Raw genomic sequence first — 19,071 nt, 5'->3', positions numbered from 1 at the left:
TGGGACCGGACCTAGAGCCAGCCCTCGCGTCGATACCAGCGAACGGTTTCGGCGAGCGCGTCGTCGGTCGCGATTTCGGGTTGCCACAGATCGGACGGCGGACAGGCGCCATCGGCGACCACCCAGTCGGGATGCGCGATATAGCGCGCGCGGTCGGGGGTCAGCTTGGCGCGGCCGCGGCGCAGCAGCGGGTCGAGCCGCCCGCCGGCTTTGAGCAGCGATGCCGGAATGGCGAGCGTCGAGACGCGGCTGCGCCCGACCGCACGGCCGATCGCGCGCGCAAAGGCGCGATGCGTCCAGCCGCCCGGCTCGCCGTCGTCGGGCTCATAGACTTGCCCGACGCTCGCCCCGCGGTCGGCGGCGAGCGCGACGAGCAGGCGCGCGAGTTCGTCGACGTAGATCGCCGACATGCGCCCGGCAGGGGGCAACAACGCGATGCCGCGCCGCGCCATGCGAAACAGGTCGAGCATCTCGGTATCGCCGGGTCCGAAGACCGCGGGCGGGCGCACGATCGTCCAGTCGAGCCCGCTTTCGCACACGATCGTTTCGGCGCGCGCCTTCGACCAGCTATAGTTCGACAGTTCGGGCTCGCGCGCGGCGAGCGAGGAGACATGGACGAAGCGCGCGACCCCCGCCGCGCGCGCGGCATCGACGACATGGCGCGTTGCGGTCGCATTCCCGGCCTCGAAATCGGCGCGCGTCGGGACGTTGACGACCCCCGCGATATGCATCACCGCGTCGCTGCCCTGCGTCATCGCGGCGAGCGCGTCGGGCCGGTCGAGCGCGCCCGCGATCCAGGTCACGCCTTCGCGCTCGGGCTGGGGGCGGCGGGTGAGCGCGCGGACGTGCCAGCCCGCCGCGACCGCCCGCGCCAGCGTTGCGCCGCCGACGAAGCCGGTCGCGCCGGTCATCGCGAGGGTGGGGGTCATCTTCCCCCCTCCCGCTTGCGGGAGGGGCAGCGAGACTTGCGAACTTGTTCGCTAGTCGCAGCGGGGTGGGCCGCTGCAACGTCGCTGCCCACCCCCAACCCCTCCCGCAAGCGGGAGGGGGGAAGCACCGCCCTGTGCCTATGCGATTGCCCGCCCCCCTGAAGGGAAGGGGCTTCAAAAGATCGGCTGGCCTTCACAGCAGCACCAGATGGTCGCGGTGGACCACCGCGGCTCGCGGCGCATAACCGAGCGCCGCCGCCTGAGCCTCGCGCCCGAGGCCCAGGATCGCGGCGGCGTCGGCGGCGGGATATTCGGACAGGCCGCGCGCGACGGTGCGGCCGTCGGGGCCGGCGATGTCGAGGATGTCGCCGCGCGCGAACTCGCCGCTCGCGCTTGTGATCCCCGCGGCGAGCAGGCTCGCGCCGCCCTGCAGCGCCTTGACCGCGCCCGCGTCGATGACGAGCCGGCCCCTGGCGGTCAGCCCGCCGGCGAGCCACGCCTTGCGCGCGCTCGCGCCCTTTTCGGCGACGAAGATCGTGTGCCGCGCCGCGGTCGACAGCGGCCGCTCGATGCGGCCCGAGGCGATGGCGAGATGCGCGCCGGCCGCGCCGGCGATGCGCGCTGCGGCGATCTTCGATACCATGCCGCCCGATCCCATGCCCGACGCCGATCCCGCATCGGCCATCGCCTCGATCTCGGCGTCGATGCGCTCGACGCGCGCGATATGCTGCGCGCCCGCCAGCGCCGGGTTGCGGTCGTAAAGCCCGTCGATGTCGGACAGCAGCACGACGCCCTGCGCCCCCGCCGCCTGCGCGATGCGCGCGGCGAGCCGGTCGTTGTCGCCGAAACGGATTTCCTCGGTCGCGACGCTGTCATTCTCGTTGATCACCGGCACCACGCCAAGGCCGAGCAGCCGGCCCAGCGTCGCGGCGGCGTTGAGGTAGCGGCGGCGATGCTCGAGGTCGTCCAGCGTCACGAGCATCTGCGCCGCGGTCAGCCCCTCGGCGCCGAGCACCTCGGCCCACACCTGGCTCAGCGCGATCTGCCCCGTCGCCGCGGCCGCCTGCGCATCCTCGAGGCTCGCGCGGCCGCCCTTCGGCAGTCCGAGCCGCCGCGCGCCGAGCGCGATCGCGCCCGACGATACCACCGCGACCTGCTGCCCCGCACGGGCGCGTTCGGCGATGTCGGCGGCGATCCCTGCCAGCCAGTCGCGCCGCACCGCGCCGCCTTCGTCGACGAGCAGCGCCGACCCGATCTTGACGATCAGCCGCGGGCAGGAGGCGGGGGCGAAAAGGCTCATGCCTGCGCCGATAGCGCGGCATCGGGGGAGTGCCAATGCGAATGTCTGCACTGGTGGCCGGGATATGCTATGCTGTCGCTCTCATCGAGCCCTTCTGGAGAGTCGCGCTACCCCATTTGGAGGAGCGGAACGATGACGACCGAACTGAACGAAGAAAAGCTGCATGCCTTCGTCGGCAAGATGCTCGGCGACGTCGGCGGCGGGATGAGCGTGCCCACGGTGCGGCTGGGCTTCCGGCTCGGGCTGTTCGAGGCGCTCGCCGAAGGACCGGCGACGGCGCGCGAACTCGCGGCGCGCGCGGGCGGGCTGCACGAACGCTATGTCCGCGAATGGGCGCTCGCGCAGGCGGCGAACGGCTATATCGACTATGATGCGGACGCCGATCGTTTCAGCATCTCGCCCGAACAGGCGATGGTGTTCGTGAACCCCGACAGCCCGGTCTATCTGGCCGGCGCGTTCGAGATCATCGCGGCGATGATCGAGGCCGAGGCGAAGGTCGAGGAATGTTTCCGGCACGGCTCGGGCGTGCGCTGGGGCGATCATGCGGGCTGCCTGTTCTGCGCGACCGGCGCCTTTTTCCGCCCCGGCTATGTCAACAATATCGTCCAGGCGTGGATCCCGTCGCTGGGCGGCGTCGAGGCGAAGCTCAAAAAAGGCGCGCGCGTTGCCGACGTCGGGTGCGGCGTCGGCTTTTCGACCCTGCTGATGGCCGACGCCTATCCCGAAAGCGAATTCGTCGGCTTCGATTTCCACGAACCGTCGATCGAGGAGGCGCGGCGCCACGCCGAAGGCCATGGCTACGGCGACCGCGTGCGCTTCGAGGTCGCGACGGCCAAGGAGATCGCCGAGGACGGCTTCGACCTGATCACCATGTACGACTGCCTGCACGACATGGGCGACCCGCGCGGCTGCGCCCGGCATATGCGGCAGATATTGGCGCCCGAGGGAAGCTGGATGATCGTCGAGCCGATCGCGGGCGACAATCCGGAGGAAAATATGAACCCGGTCGGCCGCCTCTATTACAATGCTTCGACGATGATCTGCGTCCCCACCTCGCTCGATCAGGAAGTGGGCGAGGGGCTCGGCGCGCAGGCGGGCGAGGCACGGCTGTCGCAGATCGTGCGCGAAGGCGGCTTCGAAACCGTGCGGCGCGCGACCGAAGGGCCGTTCAACATGGTGCTCGAGGCGCGCTGAGCCGAAGCAAACTCCACCGTCTCCCCGAGCGAAGACGAGGGGCTCGTTCGAGCGGAGCGAGAACCGCAGCGTCGCAGCCTCGACTTCGCTCGGCAGAGCCCCTCGTCTTCGGCCAATGGCCGAAGTTTATCCTGAGCGCCCGCCAGGGCAGTCGAAGGGCTCGGGGAGACGGAATCCTCTGAATTTTCTGCATTCGCCTAAATCGGCGACCAGTCGCCCGGCGCCTCGTCTTCGGCCTCCTCGTCGGCGCCGGGTTCGGGCTGGCCGACGGCTTCGAGCAGCTTGTCGAGCACCGCTTCGACCCCCGCGCCGCTCGCGCCCGACAGCGCCATCACCGGCGCGCCGCTCGCTTCGGCGAGTTCGGCCGAGAGCGCCGCGATCAGCTCGTCGTCGAGCGTGTCGATCTTGTTGAGCGCGACGATCACCGGCTTGTCGATCAGATCGGCGCCATAGGCTTCGAGCTCGTCGCGCACGATGCGATAGCTCGTCGCGACGTCGGCGTCGTTCGCATCGACGAGGTGCAGCAGCACGCGGCAGCGCTCGATATGGCCGAGGAAACGGTCGCCGACCCCGGCGCCGTCGGCGGCGCCTTCGATCAGCCCCGGAATGTCGGCAATGACGAACTCATGCCCCTTGTGGCTGACGACGCCGAGCTGCGGGCGCGTCGTCGTGAAGGCATAGGCGCCGACTTTCGCCTGCGCATTGGTCACCGCGTTGATGAAGGTCGACTTGCCGGCGTTGGGCAGGCCGACGAGCCCCGCGTCGGCGAGCAGCTTCAGCCGCAGCCACACCCACATCTCCTCGCCCGGCCAGCCGGGACCGTGCTGGCGCGGCGCGCGGTTGGTCGAGCTTTTGTAGCTCGCATTGCCGCGTCCGCCATCGCCGCCGCGCAGAAAGACGACGCGCTCGCCCGCTTTGGTGAGGTCGGCGAGCAGCGTGCGCTCCTCGTCGTCGGCGCGGATCTGGGTGCCGATCGGCACCTGAATGACGAGGTCGGGACCGCCCGCGCCGGTGCGGTCGCGTCCCGCGCCGGGCGTCCCGCGTTTCGCCTTGAAATGCTGGGTATAGCGAAAGTCGATCAGCGTGTTGAGGCCCGCGACCGCTTCGAACACGATATCGCCGCCCTTGCCGCCGTTGCCGCCGTCGGGACCGCCATATTCGATATATTTCTCGCGCCGAAAGCTGACGGCGCCGGGGCCGCCGTCGCCCGACTTCACGAAAATCTTGGCCTGGTCGAGGAAGTGCATCGCCGCCCTTTAGGGGGAAGGCGGGGATTTGGCTAGGTGGCGCCGGATTTCGCAGGCGGCGGGATCAAGCGTCGGTATGGGGATTTTTGAGGTAGGGGGAGCGGCCATATCCCAACCCCTCCTCTTCAAAGGAGGGGCAGCGAGACTTGGGCGCTTCGCGCCCTAGTCGCAGCGGGGTGGTGCTCGAAGCCTTGCGCGCTGTCGCGCGCCACCACCCCAACCCCTCCTCTGAAGAGGAGGGGCTTACTATACTTGCAGCCGTTCAAGGCCCGTCACTCGCGCTATACTTTCAGCAGTCCGCCTTCCCGCCCTGCTCCGCCCAGAAGGCGGTGATGCGCCCGGTGATCAGCTCGGTCGCAAGCGCGCGCGCGGTGTCGCGCGGCAGGCCGAGCGCTTCGGCCATCGGGCCGCCGAGCTGGGCATCGCCCATCGCCATCAGCACCAGCGCCAGCGTATCCTCGTGCATCAGGCGCTTTTCGTGCGCGTCGGGGGTCATGCCGTCGATCAGGCGGTGGATCGCGCCGATGATCGGGTCGAGCGCATCGTCGTTGCCCGTCGCCGCCATCCATGTCGAAAGCGCGCCGGCTCCGCCGCTGTCGAAGGCATCGAAGGCGAGGTCGACGATCTCGCGCACATTGCGTTCGCCGGGCGGCGATCCGGTCATCTTGGCCGCGATCGTGTCGCACACCGTTTCGGCGAGATAGGCGGCGAGCGCCTTTTGCAGTCCCGCGGCGCTGCCGAAATGATGGAGGAGATTCGCGTGCGTGCGGTCGATTCGCGCCGCGACGGCCTTCAGCGTGACCGCCTGCGGCCCCATTTCGATCAGGATCTGCCGCGCCGCTTCGAGCGCGACCGACCGGCTCTCTTCCGGGCTCAGACGCTTCTTGGCTATTGACACCACTGTAAGTAATTCCTAGATATTCGACCCTGAGGCTTTCCCGCGCCTGCCACACCTAAACGCTGCCGAGGAACATATGTCCAGCCTTTCGCACACGCCGACCCCGCAGGACCTTTCGATCACGCCGCGCGACCGCCGCTTCGGCCGCGACGACAGGCAGGGGCGCTGGTGGCTGAACGGCGACCCCGTCGCCTCGGCCTTCCACACCGCGCTGTCGGTGACCTTTCCAAAGGGCGAGGCGATGTTCATCGAGGCGGTGAAGGCGCACCGCGACGGCGTGCCCGACAAGCTGGCGCGCGAAATCCGCGCCTTCACCCAGCAGGAAGTCATCCACAGCCGCGAGCATGTCGTGTTCAACCGCAAGGCGGCGGAGGCGGGTTACGATCTTTCGGAGCTCGAGGGCGACGTCGATCAGGTGATGGAACTGATCAAGCAGCGTCCGCCGATCGTCAACCTGATGGCGACGATCGCGCTCGAACATTATACCGCGATGCTCGCGTCGATCATGCTGTCGAACCCCAGGATGTACGAAGGCGCCGAGCCCGAATGGGGCGCCTTGTGGAAATGGCACGCGATCGAGGAGATCGAGCACAAGGGCGTCGCCTATGACACCTGGCTCCATGCGACGAAGGACTGGAGCCGCTGGCGGCGCTGGAAGGCGAAATCGCTGATGATGCTGGTCATCACCACGCGCTTCTGGCCGAGGCGGGTCAAGGGCATGAAGGCGCTGCTCGCGCAGGACGGGCTCACCGGCTGGCGCGTGACGGCGCGCATCTGGTGGTATCTGCTCGGCTCGCCCGGCGTGCTGCGCAAGAGTTTCTTCCCCTGGCTCGCCTATTTCCTGCCCGGCTTCCACCCGTGGAACCACGACGACCGCGCGCTGATCGGCAGATATGAAGGCGATTACGCCGACGCGCTGATGCCCGGCGACAAGGTGGCGGCCGCGGCCTGACGGCTTGTCCCCGCATCGGCGGGGTCGGGGTACGAGGGCGGTTCCGATGGGTTTCGCGCAAAGGCGCTAGAGCAAATTGCGCGAAATCTGAATCATCCGCATCCCCGAGCCCTTCGACTGCCCTGGCGGGCGCTCAGGATGAACTTCGGCCTTTGGCCGAAGACGAGGGGCTCGTTCGAGCGGAGCGAGAACCGCAGCGTCGCCGCCTCGACTTCGCTCGGCAAGGCCCCTCGTCTTCGCTCGGGGAAACGGTGCAGATTTCCGGCACGATGCTCTAAGAGCGCAAAGAGGCCGGTTCGGGCCGGCAGGCCCCATTTCCAGCTTCGTTGCGGCATCCGCACCGTCGATCGGCAAACCCGCTTCGCGGGCTCGCGCAACCTCTTTGCGTTCTTTGCGCCTTTGCGCGAACTGAAAATAATATCAAGTTCGGGCCTACTTGCCGCCCGCGGGGCGCGCTGATAGCGCAGCATCATGCCCGCCTCGCCCCCCGTCATCGAAACCGCGCGCCTGCGCCTGCGCGAACCCCGCCTCGCCGACAAGGACGACCATATCGCGATGTGGGCCGACGCGCGCGTGACGCGCTTCATCGGCGGCGAGCCGCGCGCGCCCGACGTCAGCTGGGGAAAATTCCTGGGCGCCGCCGGGCTGTGGCCGGTGATGGGGTTCGGCTATTGGGTCTTTGCCGACAAGGCCGATGACGCGCTGATCGGCATGGGCGGTCTGTCCTATTTCTGCCGCGGCATAGCCGAACTCGAAGGATTGCCCGAAGCCGGCTGGGCGTTCGATGCCGACCATTGGGGCGGCGGGCTCGCGACCGAAGCGATGACCGCCGCGCTCGGCTGGGCCGACGCGCATCTCGACGCCAAAGAAGTGCGCTGCATCATCGACCCCGGCAATGCCGCGTCCGAACGCGTCGCGGCGAAACTGGGCTTCGCCCGCATCGGCGACAGCGATGCGCTGGGGCATGTCGTGGCGATCTATTCACGGCCGCGGGGCGGCTGAATTGGTCGTCATTGCGAGCGGAGCGAAGCAATCCAGAGAGGTTTGCGCTACGCTGGATTGCCGCGTCGCCTTCGGCTCCTCGCAATGACGACTTGGATCACACCGCCTCGACCACCAGCACGCCGCCGTCGGCACTGACGACGCGGACCTTGGTGCCCTCGGCGGCGTCGGGGCCGCGCACCGGCCATTCGCCGTCGCCGACCTTCGCGCGGCCGCGGCCGTCCTCGATTGCCTGCGTGACCGTCAACACCTCGCCGATCAGGCGGCCGCCGCGCTGGTTGAGCAGCGGATCGGTCGAAACGATCGGATTGTCGCGCAGCCATTTGCGAGCGCCATAGAGGATGATGACCGCCAGCACGGCGAAGATGCCGAGCTGAAGCGGCACGCCGATCGGCAGCACCCATGCGACGATGCCGGTGATGACCGCGGCGCCGCCGAGCCAGATCAGGAAAAAGCCCGGCGCGACGATCTCGGCCGCGGCGAGCAGCACGCCGAGCGACAGCCACGCCCAATGCGGTTCCATGTTCGCGATCCAGTCGGGCATGTCAGCGCGCTCCCGCCTCGCCGCCCTTGCCGAGCGCATCCTTGGCAAGTTCGCCGATGCCGCCCAGCGTGCCGATCAACTGCGTCGCCTCGACCGGGAAGAGGATCGTCTTGCTGTTCGGGCTCGTCGCGAACTGGCTCACCGCCTCGACATATTTCTGCGCGACGAAATAGTTGATCGCCTGCGCATTGCCGCTCGCGATCGCGTCCGACACCATCTGCGTCGCCTTGGCCTCGGCCTCGGCCTCGCGCTCGCGCGCCTCGGCGTCGCGAAAGGCGGCTTCGCGGCGGCCTTCGGCCTGCAAGATCTGGCCCTGCTTCTCGCCCTCGGCGCGCAGGATTTCGGAGGCGCGCAGCCCCTCGGCCTCGAGGATCGCGGCGCGCTTTTCGCGTTCGGCCTTCATCTGCCGCGCCATCGCGTTCGAAATGTCGGCGGGCGGGCGGATGTCCTTGATCTCGACGCGGGTGATCTTGACGCCCCACGGCGTCGTCGCATCGTCGACGACGTGGAGCAGCCGCGCGTTGATCTCGTCGCGCTTCGACAGCGTCTCGTCGAGGTCCATCGAGCCCATCACGGTGCGCAGGTTCGTCGTCGTCAGGTTCATGATCGAGAGATAGAGGTCGCTGACCTCATAGGCCGCCTTCGCGGCGTCGAGCACCTGAAAGAAGACGACGCCGTCGACCGCGACCATCGCATTGTCCTTGGTGATGATCTCCTGCCCCGGAATATCGAGCACCTGTTCCATCATGTTCACCTTGCGACCGACGCGGTCGAAGATCGGCATGATGAAGTTGAGGCCGGGCTGCGCGGTGTGCGTGTAACGGCCGAAGCGTTCGATCGTATAGGCAAAGCCCTGCCGCACGGGCGTCAGCGCCCAGATCAGGAAGACGAGTGCGAGCAGCACCAGCGCGAGCGCGAAATACATGGTCATCCCCTCTTGCAGATTGCCCGCCCACTATTGCGGCAACCGCCGCGCTGCGCCACAGAAAAGCGCATGACCCAGGCCGATTTCGCTCCCCGCTCTTTGCTCTACGTCCCCGCCTCGAACGCACGCGCGCTCGAAAAGGCGCGCGGCCTCGCCGCCGACATGCTGATCATCGACCTCGAGGATGCGGTGCCCGAGGATCGCAAGGAGGAAGCCCGCGCCGCGATGCGCGCCGCGGTGGCGGGGGGCTATCCGGGCAAGCGCGTCGCGGTGCGGATCAACGCCAGCGGCAGCGCGCATCAGGCGGCCGATCTCGGCGCCGTCGCAGGCCTCGCGCTCGACGCGGTGGTGCTGCCGAAGGTCGAGCGGCAGGCCGATCTCGATCCCGCGCGCGGCCTTGGCGTGCCGACCCTCGCGATGATCGAGACGCCCGCGGCGATCTATGCCGCGCGCGACATCGCCGCCGATCCGGCGGTGCGCGGGCTGATCGCCGGGCTCAACGACCTTGCGCACGAACTCCGGCTGCCCGGCGGCGATCGCGGCGCGATGAGCCTTTCGATCCAGGCGATCGTCCTCGCCGCGCGCGCGGGCGGCGTCTGGTGCTTCGATGGCGTCTATAATGCGATCGACGATGCCGGGGGGTTCGCCGCCGAGGCCGCCGACGGGCACCGGCTCGGTTTCGACGGCAAGACGCTGATCCACCCCTCGCAGGTCGATCCGTGCAACCGCGCCTTCGCGCCGACCGAGCGCGAGGTCGCCGCGGCCGAAGCCCTCGTCGCCGCCGCGACCGGCGGGGCGCAGCGGCACGAAGGCCGGATGATCGAGGATATGCACGTCGCGGCGGCGCGCGCGCTGCTCGCGCGGGCGGGGCGCTCGTAAATCGGGCGAGGGACGCTGGCTGATTTCGCGCAGAGGCCGCAGAGAGCGCAGAGGGGCTGAATCTTGTTCACGCGGAGACGCGGAGACGCGGAGATGGCCCGGCCGACAGGCCTCTTCATCTCTGCGGCCCTTATCTGGAACGCGGGAATCGGAAAAAGGCCGCTCCGCGGCATGCTCCAATTCTCCGCGTCTCCGCGTGAACCGAAATCTCTGCGCTCTCTGCCGTCTCTGCGCGAATCCAATCCCGCCGCCGCCCGTCGAACGCGCCTTGCCTAGCCCACCCCGCCGTGCCATGCGGCCGGTCCATGCAGAAATCCGCTTTTCGCGCCGCGGTCGCGGCCGTCGCTTTCCTCGCCTTCGCCGCGCCCGCTGCTCATGCCAAGGGCGCCGATACGCGCATCGCCGAAGCCGATCTCGCCGCGCATATCCGCACGCTCTCGAACGACGCCTTCGAGGGGCGTGCCCCGGGCACCGAAGGCGAGGATCGCACCATCGCCTATATCGTCGGCGAATGGGCGAAGGCGGGGCTCGAGGCGGTGCCGGGCAGCGCGACGCCGTGGCTGCAGCCGGTGCCGCTCGTCGAAAGCGAGGCGCTGGGCGGCACGGCAAAGTTCAAGGTGCGCGGCCGCGATGCGAAGCTCGAGGAGGACGGAATCATCGTCAGCGGGCGCGACGCATCGGTGTCGCTCGAAGACCTCCCGGCGCTTTTCGTCGGCTATGGCGTCGATGCCGCGGGCCGGCCCAATGCCGACGTGCGCGGCAAGCTCGCGATCATGCTGATGGACACGCCGCCCTTCGGCGAGGCGCAGCCGCGCTATCGCGAGCGGCGACAGATGCTCGCCGATGCCGGCGCGACCGGGGTGCTGGTGGTCGCGACCGACGCGGTGCCGTGGACGCAGCTTCGCGACGCGCTGGGCGGCAAGACGGTGCGCCTCGGCGGCGACGCCGGCGCGGGGCCGCAGGTCAGCGGCTTTATATCGCTCGAAGCCGCCGACGCGCTGTTTACGCGCGCCGGCCTCGACGGCGCGGCGCTGCGCGAGGCGGCGCGCGCAGCCGATTATCGCGGCGTGGTGCTGCCGGTGACCGCCGACATCGAAACGCGCACCGCGGTGCGGTCCTTCGCGAGCCACAATGTCGTCGCCCGGCTGCCCGGCGCCAATCCCGACGGCAAGGCGGTGCTGTTTCTCGGCCATTGGGATCATCTGGGCATCTGCCGCCCCGACGCCGCCGCCGACCGCATCTGCAACGGCGCGGTCGACAATGCGAGCGGCATCGCCGTGCTGATCGAGGTCGCGAAGCGGCTCGCCGCGGGCGCGCGGCCCGATCGCGACATCTATTTCCTCGCGACGACCGCCGAGGAGAAGGGGCTGCTCGGCGCGCGCTGGTTCGCCGATCATCCGGTGGTGCCGCTCGGCGACATCACCGTCGCGCTCAACCTCGACACCGTCGCGATCGCGCCGCGCGGAACGCCGGTCGCGACGATCGGGCGCGGCAAGCCGGCCTATGACGCGCTGGTGAGCAAGGTCGCGGCCAGGCTGGGCCGCACGATCGACGACGACGGCGAGGCCGATGCCTTCGCGCAGCGGCAGGACGGCTGGGCGCTCGGCGCCAAGGGAGTCACCGCGCTGATGGTCGGGGGCAGCTTTTCGGACATGGGGCTGCTCGAGGCTTTCCTCGGCAGCGATTATCATCGGCCGGCGGACGAGTTCTCGGACAAGATCCCGCTCGGCGGCGCGGCTGAGGACGCCGATCTGCACGTCGCGCTGGGGCGCGCCTTCGCCGACCGCAAGCGCTGGCCGGGCGAGTAACCAGGATCAGCGGGTCAGCACGAAATAGGCGACGTAGAACCAGCTGAACAGGCCGTGGATGATCGCCCACAGCACCGATTTGTGCGTGGTAAAGCTGATTGCGATCGCAAGCGCGCTGCCGAAGCCGACGCCGTTGCGGATCACCTCTTTCTGCACGATGACCCGCCGCTCGGTCATGCCGCCTGTTTCGCGCGCTCGGTCATTTCCTGATTGAGCATTTCGGCCAGCAGGAAGGCGAGTTCGAGCGACTGTCCGGCGTTGAGCCGCGGATCGCAATGCGTGTGGTAGCGATCGGCAAGGTCCATCTGCGTCACGTCCATCGCGCCGCCGGTGCATTCGGTGACGTTCTGCCCGGTCATCTCGATATGGATGCCGCCGCCGTGCGTGCCCTCGGCGCGGTGGACGGCAAAGAAGCCGCGCACTTCGGCGAGAATGCGCTCGAACGGGCGCGTCTTGTAGCCGTTGCCCGTCTTGATGACGTTGCCGTGCATCGGATCGCACGACCAGACGACCGGATGGCCCGACGCTTTCACCGCGCGCACCAGCTTCGGCAGATGCGCCTCGATCTTGTCGTGGCCATAGCGGGTGATCAGCGTCATGCGCCCCGGAACATGATTGGGGTTGAGCGTGTCGAGCAGGCGCAGCAGCGTGTCGGGCTCGAGGGTCGGGCCGCACTTCATGCCGACCGGATTGCCGATGCCGCGCAGATATTCGATATGCGCCGAGCCTTCGAAGCGGGTGCGGTCGCCGACCCACAGGAAATGGCCCGAGGTGTCGTACCAGCCGCCGGTCAGGCTGTCCTGCCGCGTCAGCGCCTGCTCATAGGGAAGGAGCAGCGCTTCGTGGCTGGTATAGAAGCTCGTGCCCTTGATCTGCGGCACCGTTTCGGGCGTCACGCCGCACGCTTCCATGAAGGCGAGCGCTTCGGAAATGCGCGCCGCGGTCTCCTGATATTTCTTGGCCCACGGGCTGCGGTCCATGAAGTCGTGCGTCCACGCATTGACCTGGTGCAGATTGGCATAGCCGCCGTGCGCGAAGGCGCGCAGTAGATTGAGCGTCGCCGCCGACTGGTTGTACGCCTTGATCATCCGCTTCGGATCGGGCTCGCGCCCCTCGGCTTCGAAGGCGATGTCGTTGATGATGTCGCCGCGATAGCTCGGCAGCGACGTGCCGTTCACCTCTTCCATGTCGGCCGAGCGCGGCTTGGCGAATTGCCCCGCCATGCGGCCGAGCTTCACCACCGGCATTTTCGAGGCAAAGGTCAGCACGACCGCCATCTGGAGCAGCACGCGAAAGGTGTCGCGGATATTGTTCGGATGGAATTCGGCGAAGCTCTCGGCGCAGTCGCCGCCCTGAAGCAGGAACGCCTTGCCCTCGGCGACGCGCGCCAGCTCGCTCGTCAGCTCGCGCGCCTCGCCGGCAAAGACGAGCGGCGGATAGTCGGCGAGCTCGCGCTCGGCGGCGGCGAGCGCGGCTTCGTCCTTGTAGGCGGGAAGCTGTTTCGCCTCATGCGAGCGCCAGCTTTGCGGTTGCCAATTCTGCGTCATAATCGGGTCTTTGCTGTCCATTAACGAATCGCGCGCTGCCTTGGCGCGATTGGGCGCGCGAGGCAAGGGCAAGGAAATTAGCATCGTCGGCGGTTTTGCGCACCTATGCTTTTCTTGGGCCTGCAAAACTGATAGTTTGCTATGGATCATAGAGGGCACGCATCCGGGGGCGGCGTCCGATGTTCGGCAATCGTTAAGGCAATTTACTTAGGCCCCTAAGCGGGACCGCAACGCGAAAAACGATGGGCTGCTATGGGGAATTTGAACCCGGCTTGGTTCGGCTATGCCGCCCTTTTGTCGCTTCTGGCGATGGGTTTCCTTGCCCGAATCGAGTTTATCCGGCTGGCGCTCGCGATCGCGGCGCTGCTCGCGCTGCCCTTTGCGCTGTTCGAATGGCACAGCATCGGCGCGGCGGCGCTGCTCGTCGCGATTCTGGCGCTCAATCTCGCGCTCGCCGCGCGCGGCTGGTATCGTGACGTCGGCACGCATTTCACGGCGGAAGAGCTTGCGCTGCGCGGGCTGCATTTCGACCGGCTCGGCGCGAATGATGCGCGCCGGCTGATCGACCAGGGGCACTGGATCTCGGCGAAGCGCGGCGAAGTGCTGATCCGCGAGAATCAGGCGGCGCCGAGCCTCTTCTACCTCGCCGAAGGGCGCGCGCTGATCCAGCGCGACGGCGCCGACGTCGGCACGCTCGCCGACGGCGCGCTGATCGGCGAAGCGACGGTGCTCGACGGCAGCCATGCGACGGGAACGGTGATCCTGACCAGCAACGCGCGGCTGTGGTTCGTCCCCGCCGCGGCGCTGCGTGCCTATCTCGCCGCCAACCCCGACATCGCCGCGGTGCTGCACGAAGGCTTCGCGCGCGCGCTGCGCGGCAAATTGGCGAGCGCAAACACTCGCATTGCCGATATGCCGCCGCTATCCTGACCGCATGGACCTGATTCTTTACGGCATTTCGGGTCACGAGCAATATCGCACGCGTGGGCGCGAAAATTGTGGGAGTCCAAAGCTGATGCACTTTGATTGCTTTTTGACCGGCGGGGCAACAACGGACCGACTGAATGGCACCATTATTTGATGTTCAAACGTAAAGACCTATCAGCAACGCTCGACGGGCTGGAAATCGGGGCGACCGCGCCCGGTCGTCTGCAATTTGTTGTGGTTGCCGATGGTCGGCGTGTCGCGGTCAGACTACAGGCAGATGAGGCTCGGTGGCTTGCTTCGGCGCTTCTTCACTGGGCGGATAGCAGCGAAACCATTTCGCCGGTGCGCCCGGTATCCTAGTTTGACTGCAATGACGCGTCGGGAACGGAAAGAAGGAAAATCGGAAGCGATATGACGGTGACCATGTATGGCATTCCCAATTGCGACACGGTGAAGAAGGCGCGGCGCTGGCTCGACGCGGCCGGCGTGCCCTATCGCTTCCACGATTTCCGCAAGGACGGGCTCGACCCCGAAAAGCTGCAAGGCTGGATCGACGCGCTCGGCTGGGACAAATTGCTCAACAAGAGCGGCACGACCTTTCGCAAGCTGCCCGATGCTGACAAGGCCGGTCTCGACGCGGCAAAGGCGAAGGCGCTGATGCTGGGTCAGCCTGCGATGATCCGCCGCCCGGTGGTCGAGGCGCCCGGCGGGGTGAGCGTCGGTTTTTCGGCCGATGACTGGTCCGCGCGCTTTGCGGCATGACGCTCTGGCGCGCCGCGCTCGTCGCGCTGCTGCTTCCCACGGCATGCAGCGCTGAGCCGATGGCCGCGCAGCCGACCCTCGATGGCCAGCCGCCGATCGTCATCGCGCACCGCGGCGCGTCGGGCGAACGGCCCGAACATACGCTCGCGAGCTACGAACTCGCGATCGAGCAGGGTGCCGATTTCATCGAACCCGATCTCGTGCTGACCAGCGACGGCATCCTCGTCGCGCGGCACGAGAATGAGATTTCGGAGACGACCGACGTCGCGGACCATCCCGAGTTCGCGGGACGCAAGACGACCAGGACGATCGACGGCAAGGCGGTGACCGGCTGGTTCACCGAGGATTTCACGCTCGCCGAACTCAAGACCCTGCGCGCGAAGGAGCGCATCCCGCAGCTGCGCGGCACCGCCTATGACGGCCGGTTCGAAATTTCGACTTTCGAGGAGATTCTGAAGCTGCTCGCCCGCGTCAACAAAGGGCGCGCGCATCCGGTCGGCGTCTATCCCGAAACCAAGCACCCGAGCTATTTCGCGTCGATCGGCCTGCCGCACGAAGCGCCGCTGCTCGCGCTGCTCGATAAATATGGTTATCGCGGCCGCGCGGCGCCGGTGTTCATCCAGAGTTTCGAGGTCGGCAATCTGAAGGCGCTGCGCGCAAAGAGCGACCTGCCGCTGATCCAGCTGATGGACGGCGAGGGCGGTCCCGCCGACGATCCGGACATGAGCTACGCCGCAATGGCGACTCCGGCGGGGCTCAAGGCGATCGCCACCTATGCCGACGGCATCGGGCCCAACAAGACGATGGTGATCCCGCGCGGCGCGCTCGGAACGCTGGGGCAGCCGACGCGTCTCGTCGGCGATGCCCATGCGGCGGGGCTGAAGGTTCATCCCTGGACCTTTCGCCGCGAAAATTATTTCCTTCCGCTTGCCGGCAAGGGTGGCCTCGACCCCGCCGGGCACGGCAACCTCGCGGCAGAGATCGAAGCCTATCTGGCGACGGGCGTCGACGGGCTGTTCAGCGACAATCCGCGCGAAGCGGTGCCCGCGGCGAAGCAAGGAGCAAAGCGATGACCGAACGCGCATTGGGCCGGAGCGGCCTCTCGATCCGTCCCTTCGTCCTTGGCGGCAACGTCTTCGGCATGACCGCCGACAAGGCCGCGAGCTTCGCGGTGCTCGACCGCTTCGTCGAACTCGGCGGCGGGATGATCGACACCGCCGACGTCTATTCGGCGTGGGTGCCGGGGCACAGGGGCGGCGAGTCCGAAAGCATGATGGGGGCTTGGCTGAAGGAGAGCGGCGCGCGCGACCGGGTGCTGATCGCGACCAAGGTCGGGATGATGGAGGGCGGCCTCAAGCCCGACCGCATCCGCAGCGCGGTGCAGGGCTCGCTCGACCGGCTCGGCATCGACACGATCGACCTCTATTTCGCGCACAAGGACGATCCCGACGTGCCGCTCGACGAAGTGCTCGGCGCGTTCGGCGAACTCGTCGACGCGGGCACGGTGCGCGCGATCGGCGCGTCCAACTATTCGGCCGACCGGCTTGCCGAGGCACTGCGCGTGTCGGCCGAAAAGGGACTGCCGCGCTTCACCGCGATGCAGCCCGAACTCAACCTGATCGACCGCGCGCAATATGAAGGGGCGTTGCAACAGCTCTGCATCGCCGAGGGGCTGGGCGTCGTCACCTATTTCAGCCTCGCCTCGGGCTATCTGACCGGCAAGTATCGCGACGCGGGCGACCTCGGCAAAAGCCCGCGCGGCGGCCGCGTCGCACCCTATATGAAGGGCCAGGGGCCGGCGGTGCTCGCCGTCATGGACCGGATCGCCGCCGAAACGGGTGCGACGCTGTCGCAGATCGCGCTTGCCTGGGTCGCGGCGCAGCCCGGCGTCACCGCGCCGATTGCCAGCGCGACGTCGGTGGCGCAGCTCGACGAGATCATCGGCAGCCTCGACGCGATGCTGACCGCCGAACAGATTGCGGCGCTCGACCAGGCGGGCCGCGCATAGGGGCTGGCCCCGCTTCGCCCCCGGCATTGCCGCACATATCTCGTGGCGGCGTCATTCGTCGCTCCACCGGAACACCGCCTCGATCGGCTTGCCGAAGACGCGCGCAAGGCGGTACGCGACCTCGAGCGACGGGGAATATCTGCCCTGCTCGATCGCGGCGATCGTCTGGCGGGTGACCCCGACGCGCTTGCCCAGCTCGGTCTGCGTCATTTCTGCGGCGTGGAATCGTAGCGTTCGGATGTCATTGAGGAACGGCGGCTTCGTCACGGCTTCGCATCTCCTCGCCAATGCTTCCGAGCCAATGTCATATAAACTTAACATCGAGTCAAATCCATATAACAAGAACGGCGGAACTGCTTTTGCACTGCAACATCGGCGGCTACCCCGGCGCCATGTCCACGCTTCCCAAAACGCTCACCCTCGACACCTCCACCAGCCGCGCCAATCCGACGCCGCAGCCGATGAAGCGGCTTACCGTGCCGCGCATCCGCCAGCGCAAGGGCGGCGAGCCGCTCGTCATGCTGACCGCCTATACGGTGCGGCAGGCGCAGCTGCTCGACCCGCATTGCGACATGCTGCTTGTCGGCGATTCGCTCGCGCAGGTGATCTATGGCCTGCCGCACACGGTCGGCGTCACGATGGAGATGATGGCGCTGCACGGCGCCGCGGTGGTGCGCGGCAGCTATCACGCCGCGGTCATCGTCGACATGCCCTTCGGCAGCTATGAGGGCAGCCCCGAACAGGCGTTCGACAATGCCGCGCGGTTGCTCAAGGAAACCGGCGCCGCGGCGGTGAAGGTCGAGGGCGGGCGGGTGCTCGCGCCGACGATCGAATTTCTGACCCAGCGCGGCATCCCGGTGATGGGGCATGTCGGATTGACCCCTCAGGCGGTCAATATCCTCGGCGGCTATGGCGTGCGCGGCAAGAGCGAAGAGGAAGCGCGCGCGATCGTCGACGACGCCCTCGCGGTTGCGCAGGCGGGCGCCTTTTCGATCGTGATCGAAGGCGTGCTCGAATCGATCGCGATTGAGATCACCGGCAAGGTCGACTGTCCGACGATCGGCATCGGCGCATCGGCGCAGTGCGACGGGCAGGTGCTCGTCACCGACGACATGCTCGGCATGTTCGAGCGCGTCCCCAAATTCGTCAAACGCTATCAGGACATGTCGGGCGTGATCAGCGGCGCGGTCAAGGAATATGCCGATCAGGTCAGGTCCCGTTCATTTCCCACCCCCGATCAGATCTACGCCGGCTGACCGTCGCGTCGCCGGACGGGCGCGGCCGAGTGAAACGCTTGGCCTTTTGCCGTGCCGTCGCTAAGGAACCCAGCGGCGCGCCGTGCGCCCGGCGTCCGAACGACGAGATGGAGGATTGATTGGCCCTGAGCCCGACGAACAATGCCGCGCTGTTGCAGGAAGTCGACGAGGCCGTCCGCAGGGACCGGCTCGATTCGATCTGGAAATCCCACGGGCGCCTGATCGTCGCGGCGGTGGTCGCGGCGCTGCTCGCCTTTGGGGGCTACCTCTTCTGGCAGCACCGGCAGAATGAGGCACGGGGCGAGCGCGCCGAGGCGCTGGTCGCCGCGCTCGACAAGCTCGACGCCAATCAGCCGCGCGGGGCGACCGCCGATCTTGAAAAGATCGCCGCGGGCGACGACGCCGCCTATCGGTCGATCGCGCTGATCCAGCAGGCGAATATGCAGGCCGAAAAGGGCGACATGAAGGGCGCCGCGGCGCTTGTCGCAAAAGTTGCCGCCGACCAGGACATCGACCCGGCGCTGCGCAACATGGCGCTGGTGCGCCAGACGGCATTCGAACTCGGCACGATCAAGCCCGAAACGGTGATCGCGCGGATGAAGCCGCTCGTCGATGCGAAAGACCCGGCCTCGCCGTGGTTCGCGAGCGCTGCCGAGCTGACCGCGATCGCCCACTACAAGCTCGGCCAGTTCGATCAGGCGGGCGCGCTCTATGGCCGCATCGCCAAGCTGCCCGACATTCCGAAGTCGCTCCAGTCGCGCAGCGTGCAGATGGCGGGGATGCTGGGGGTCGACGCCGTCGCGGACCGCGCCGACGACAGCGCCGCCAGGGACCGGAAAGGCGAAGCCGCGCCCAAGGCAGCGGCCGCCGCGAAAAGCGAGGAAGTCCAATAA

General features: G+C 67.7%; 23 protein-coding genes. 13 read left to right on the top strand and 10 right to left on the bottom strand.

The genetic code is table 11. The features are described 5' to 3' along the window. Positions 1–11: 11 nt before the first annotated feature. Positions 12–929: an NAD-dependent epimerase/dehydratase family protein gene (locus KNJ79_RS16605; RefSeq protein ID WP_317151908.1), complete on the bottom strand. Its 918-nt coding sequence runs from the start codon at positions 927–929 to the stop codon at positions 12–14. Positions 930–1,122: 193 nt separating this feature from the next. Further along, on the bottom strand, positions 1,123–2,229 hold the full coding sequence (gene proB, locus KNJ79_RS16600; RefSeq protein ID WP_317151907.1) for a glutamate 5-kinase: 1,107 nt from the start codon (positions 2,227–2,229) through the stop codon (positions 1,123–1,125). Positions 2,230–2,361: 132 nt separating this feature from the next. Between proB and KNJ79_RS16595 the strand changes: the two genes are divergently transcribed. Next, a complete protein-coding gene (locus KNJ79_RS16595; protein ID WP_317151906.1) occupies positions 2,362–3,423 on the top strand; it encodes a class I SAM-dependent methyltransferase in 1,062 nt (353 codons plus the stop codon). 197 nt (positions 3,424–3,620) lie between these two features. Here KNJ79_RS16595 and obgE read toward each other — a convergent pair whose 3' ends face one another. Continuing rightward, the gene (gene obgE, locus KNJ79_RS16590) at positions 3,621–4,670 is read right to left on the bottom strand and encodes a GTPase ObgE (RefSeq protein ID WP_317151905.1); all 1,050 of its coding nucleotides are present in this window, start codon (positions 4,668–4,670) and stop codon (positions 3,621–3,623) included. 289 nt (positions 4,671–4,959) lie between these two features. Next, on the bottom strand, positions 4,960–5,568 hold the full coding sequence (locus tag KNJ79_RS16585; protein ID WP_317151904.1) for a TetR/AcrR family transcriptional regulator: 609 nt from the start codon (positions 5,566–5,568) through the stop codon (positions 4,960–4,962). A gap of 76 nt (positions 5,569–5,644) precedes the next feature. Here KNJ79_RS16585 and KNJ79_RS16580 point away from each other — a divergent pair, with 76 nt between their 5' ends. Continuing rightward, positions 5,645–6,520 carry a metal-dependent hydrolase gene (locus tag KNJ79_RS16580; RefSeq protein WP_317151903.1) on the top strand — a complete coding sequence of 292 codons (876 nt, stop codon included), beginning with the start codon at positions 5,645–5,647 and terminating at the stop codon, positions 6,518–6,520. A gap of 92 nt (positions 6,521–6,612) precedes the next feature. Here the strand turns inward: KNJ79_RS16580 and KNJ79_RS16575 are convergent, their stop codons facing one another. Then, a complete protein-coding gene (locus KNJ79_RS16575) occupies positions 6,613–6,993 on the bottom strand; it encodes a hypothetical protein (RefSeq protein ID WP_317151902.1) in 381 nt (126 codons plus the stop codon). On the opposite strand from KNJ79_RS16575, the gene KNJ79_RS16570 reads away from it, so the two are divergent. Beyond that, entirely contained in the window at positions 6,992–7,522 is a 531-nt protein-coding gene (locus tag KNJ79_RS16570) for a GNAT family N-acetyltransferase (protein ID WP_317151901.1), read from the top strand. The genes KNJ79_RS16575 and KNJ79_RS16570 overlap by 2 nt on opposite strands. 97 nt (positions 7,523–7,619) lie before the next feature. On the opposite strand, the gene KNJ79_RS16565 is transcribed toward KNJ79_RS16570, so the two are convergent. Both KNJ79_RS16565 and KNJ79_RS16560 read right to left on the bottom strand, forming a co-directional pair. Further along, positions 7,620–8,066: an NfeD family protein gene (locus tag KNJ79_RS16565; protein WP_089215557.1), complete on the bottom strand. Its 447-nt coding sequence runs from the start codon at positions 8,064–8,066 to the stop codon at positions 7,620–7,622. Between the two features lies 1 nt (position 8,067). Then, positions 8,068–8,997 (bottom strand): SPFH domain-containing protein, encoded by a 930-nt coding sequence (locus KNJ79_RS16560; protein WP_317151900.1) that lies wholly within the window; start codon positions 8,995–8,997, stop codon positions 8,068–8,070. Between the two features lie 63 nt (positions 8,998–9,060). Here KNJ79_RS16560 and KNJ79_RS16555 point away from each other — a divergent pair, with 63 nt between their 5' ends. Next, positions 9,061–9,870: an HpcH/HpaI aldolase/citrate lyase family protein gene (locus tag KNJ79_RS16555; RefSeq protein WP_317151899.1), complete on the top strand. Its 810-nt coding sequence runs from the start codon at positions 9,061–9,063 to the stop codon at positions 9,868–9,870. 305 nt (positions 9,871–10,175) lie between these two features. Continuing rightward, positions 10,176–11,678 carry a M28 family peptidase gene (locus KNJ79_RS16550; RefSeq protein ID WP_317151898.1) on the top strand — a complete coding sequence of 501 codons (1,503 nt, stop codon included), beginning with the start codon at positions 10,176–10,178 and terminating at the stop codon, positions 11,676–11,678. Positions 11,679–11,684: 6 nt separating this feature from the next. Here the strand turns inward: KNJ79_RS16550 and KNJ79_RS16545 are convergent, their stop codons facing one another. Both KNJ79_RS16545 and KNJ79_RS16540 read right to left on the bottom strand, forming a co-directional pair. After that, positions 11,685–11,855, bottom strand: coding sequence for a hypothetical protein (locus KNJ79_RS16545; protein WP_317151897.1), 171 nt, complete (start codon positions 11,853–11,855; stop codon positions 11,685–11,687). Then, complete coding sequence (locus KNJ79_RS16540) at positions 11,852–13,225, bottom strand: class II 3-deoxy-7-phosphoheptulonate synthase (RefSeq protein WP_317151896.1); 1,374 nt, start codon at positions 13,223–13,225, stop codon at positions 11,852–11,854. The genes KNJ79_RS16545 and KNJ79_RS16540 overlap by 4 nt, the downstream gene beginning before the upstream one ends. Before the next feature lie 252 nt (positions 13,226–13,477). On the opposite strand from KNJ79_RS16540, the gene KNJ79_RS16535 reads away from it, so the two are divergent. The 6 genes from KNJ79_RS16535 to KNJ79_RS16510 are packed head-to-tail and all read left to right on the top strand — an operon-like array spanning position 13,478 to position 16,922. Further along, positions 13,478–14,155, top strand: a complete 678-nt coding sequence (locus tag KNJ79_RS16535) for a Crp/Fnr family transcriptional regulator (RefSeq protein WP_317151895.1) — start codon at positions 13,478–13,480, stop codon at positions 14,153–14,155. 4 nt (positions 14,156–14,159) lie between these two features. Further along, positions 14,160–14,306, top strand: a complete 147-nt coding sequence (locus KNJ79_RS16530) for a hypothetical protein (protein WP_317151894.1) — start codon at positions 14,160–14,162, stop codon at positions 14,304–14,306. Continuing rightward, a complete protein-coding gene (locus tag KNJ79_RS16525; RefSeq protein ID WP_317151893.1) occupies positions 14,306–14,512 on the top strand; it encodes a hypothetical protein in 207 nt (68 codons plus the stop codon). The genes KNJ79_RS16530 and KNJ79_RS16525 overlap by 1 nt, the downstream gene beginning before the upstream one ends. Positions 14,513–14,563: 51 nt before the next feature. Next, on the top strand, positions 14,564–14,914 hold the full coding sequence (locus tag KNJ79_RS16520; protein WP_317151892.1) for an ArsC family reductase: 351 nt from the start codon (positions 14,564–14,566) through the stop codon (positions 14,912–14,914). Continuing rightward, a complete protein-coding gene (locus tag KNJ79_RS16515; RefSeq protein WP_317151891.1) occupies positions 14,911–15,987 on the top strand; it encodes a glycerophosphodiester phosphodiesterase in 1,077 nt (358 codons plus the stop codon). Before KNJ79_RS16520 ends, KNJ79_RS16515 begins: the two co-directional genes overlap by 4 nt. Further along, positions 15,984–16,922 carry an aldo/keto reductase gene (locus KNJ79_RS16510; protein ID WP_317151890.1) on the top strand — a complete coding sequence of 313 codons (939 nt, stop codon included), beginning with the start codon at positions 15,984–15,986 and terminating at the stop codon, positions 16,920–16,922. Before KNJ79_RS16515 ends, KNJ79_RS16510 begins: the two co-directional genes overlap by 4 nt. Positions 16,923–16,973: 51 nt before the next feature. Here KNJ79_RS16510 and KNJ79_RS16505 read toward each other — a convergent pair whose 3' ends face one another. Then, complete coding sequence (locus KNJ79_RS16505; RefSeq protein WP_245836623.1) at positions 16,974–17,132, bottom strand: helix-turn-helix transcriptional regulator; 159 nt, start codon at positions 17,130–17,132, stop codon at positions 16,974–16,976. Between the two features lie 182 nt (positions 17,133–17,314). Here KNJ79_RS16505 and panB point away from each other — a divergent pair, with 182 nt between their 5' ends. Beyond that, positions 17,315–18,178, top strand: a complete 864-nt coding sequence (panB, locus tag KNJ79_RS16500) for a 3-methyl-2-oxobutanoate hydroxymethyltransferase (protein WP_317151889.1) — start codon at positions 17,315–17,317, stop codon at positions 18,176–18,178. Positions 18,179–18,297: 119 nt separating this feature from the next. Continuing rightward, on the top strand, positions 18,298–19,071 hold the full coding sequence (locus KNJ79_RS16495) for a tetratricopeptide repeat protein (protein WP_317151888.1): 774 nt from the start codon (positions 18,298–18,300) through the stop codon (positions 19,069–19,071).

The sequence above is a fragment of the Sphingopyxis indica genome, assembly GCF_032879645.1.
GTDB lineage: Bacteria > Pseudomonadota > Alphaproteobacteria > Sphingomonadales > Sphingomonadaceae > Sphingopyxis > Sphingopyxis indica.
The sequence above is the reverse complement of the archived record's forward strand: the minus strand, read 5'-3'. Positions and strand labels throughout refer to the sequence as shown.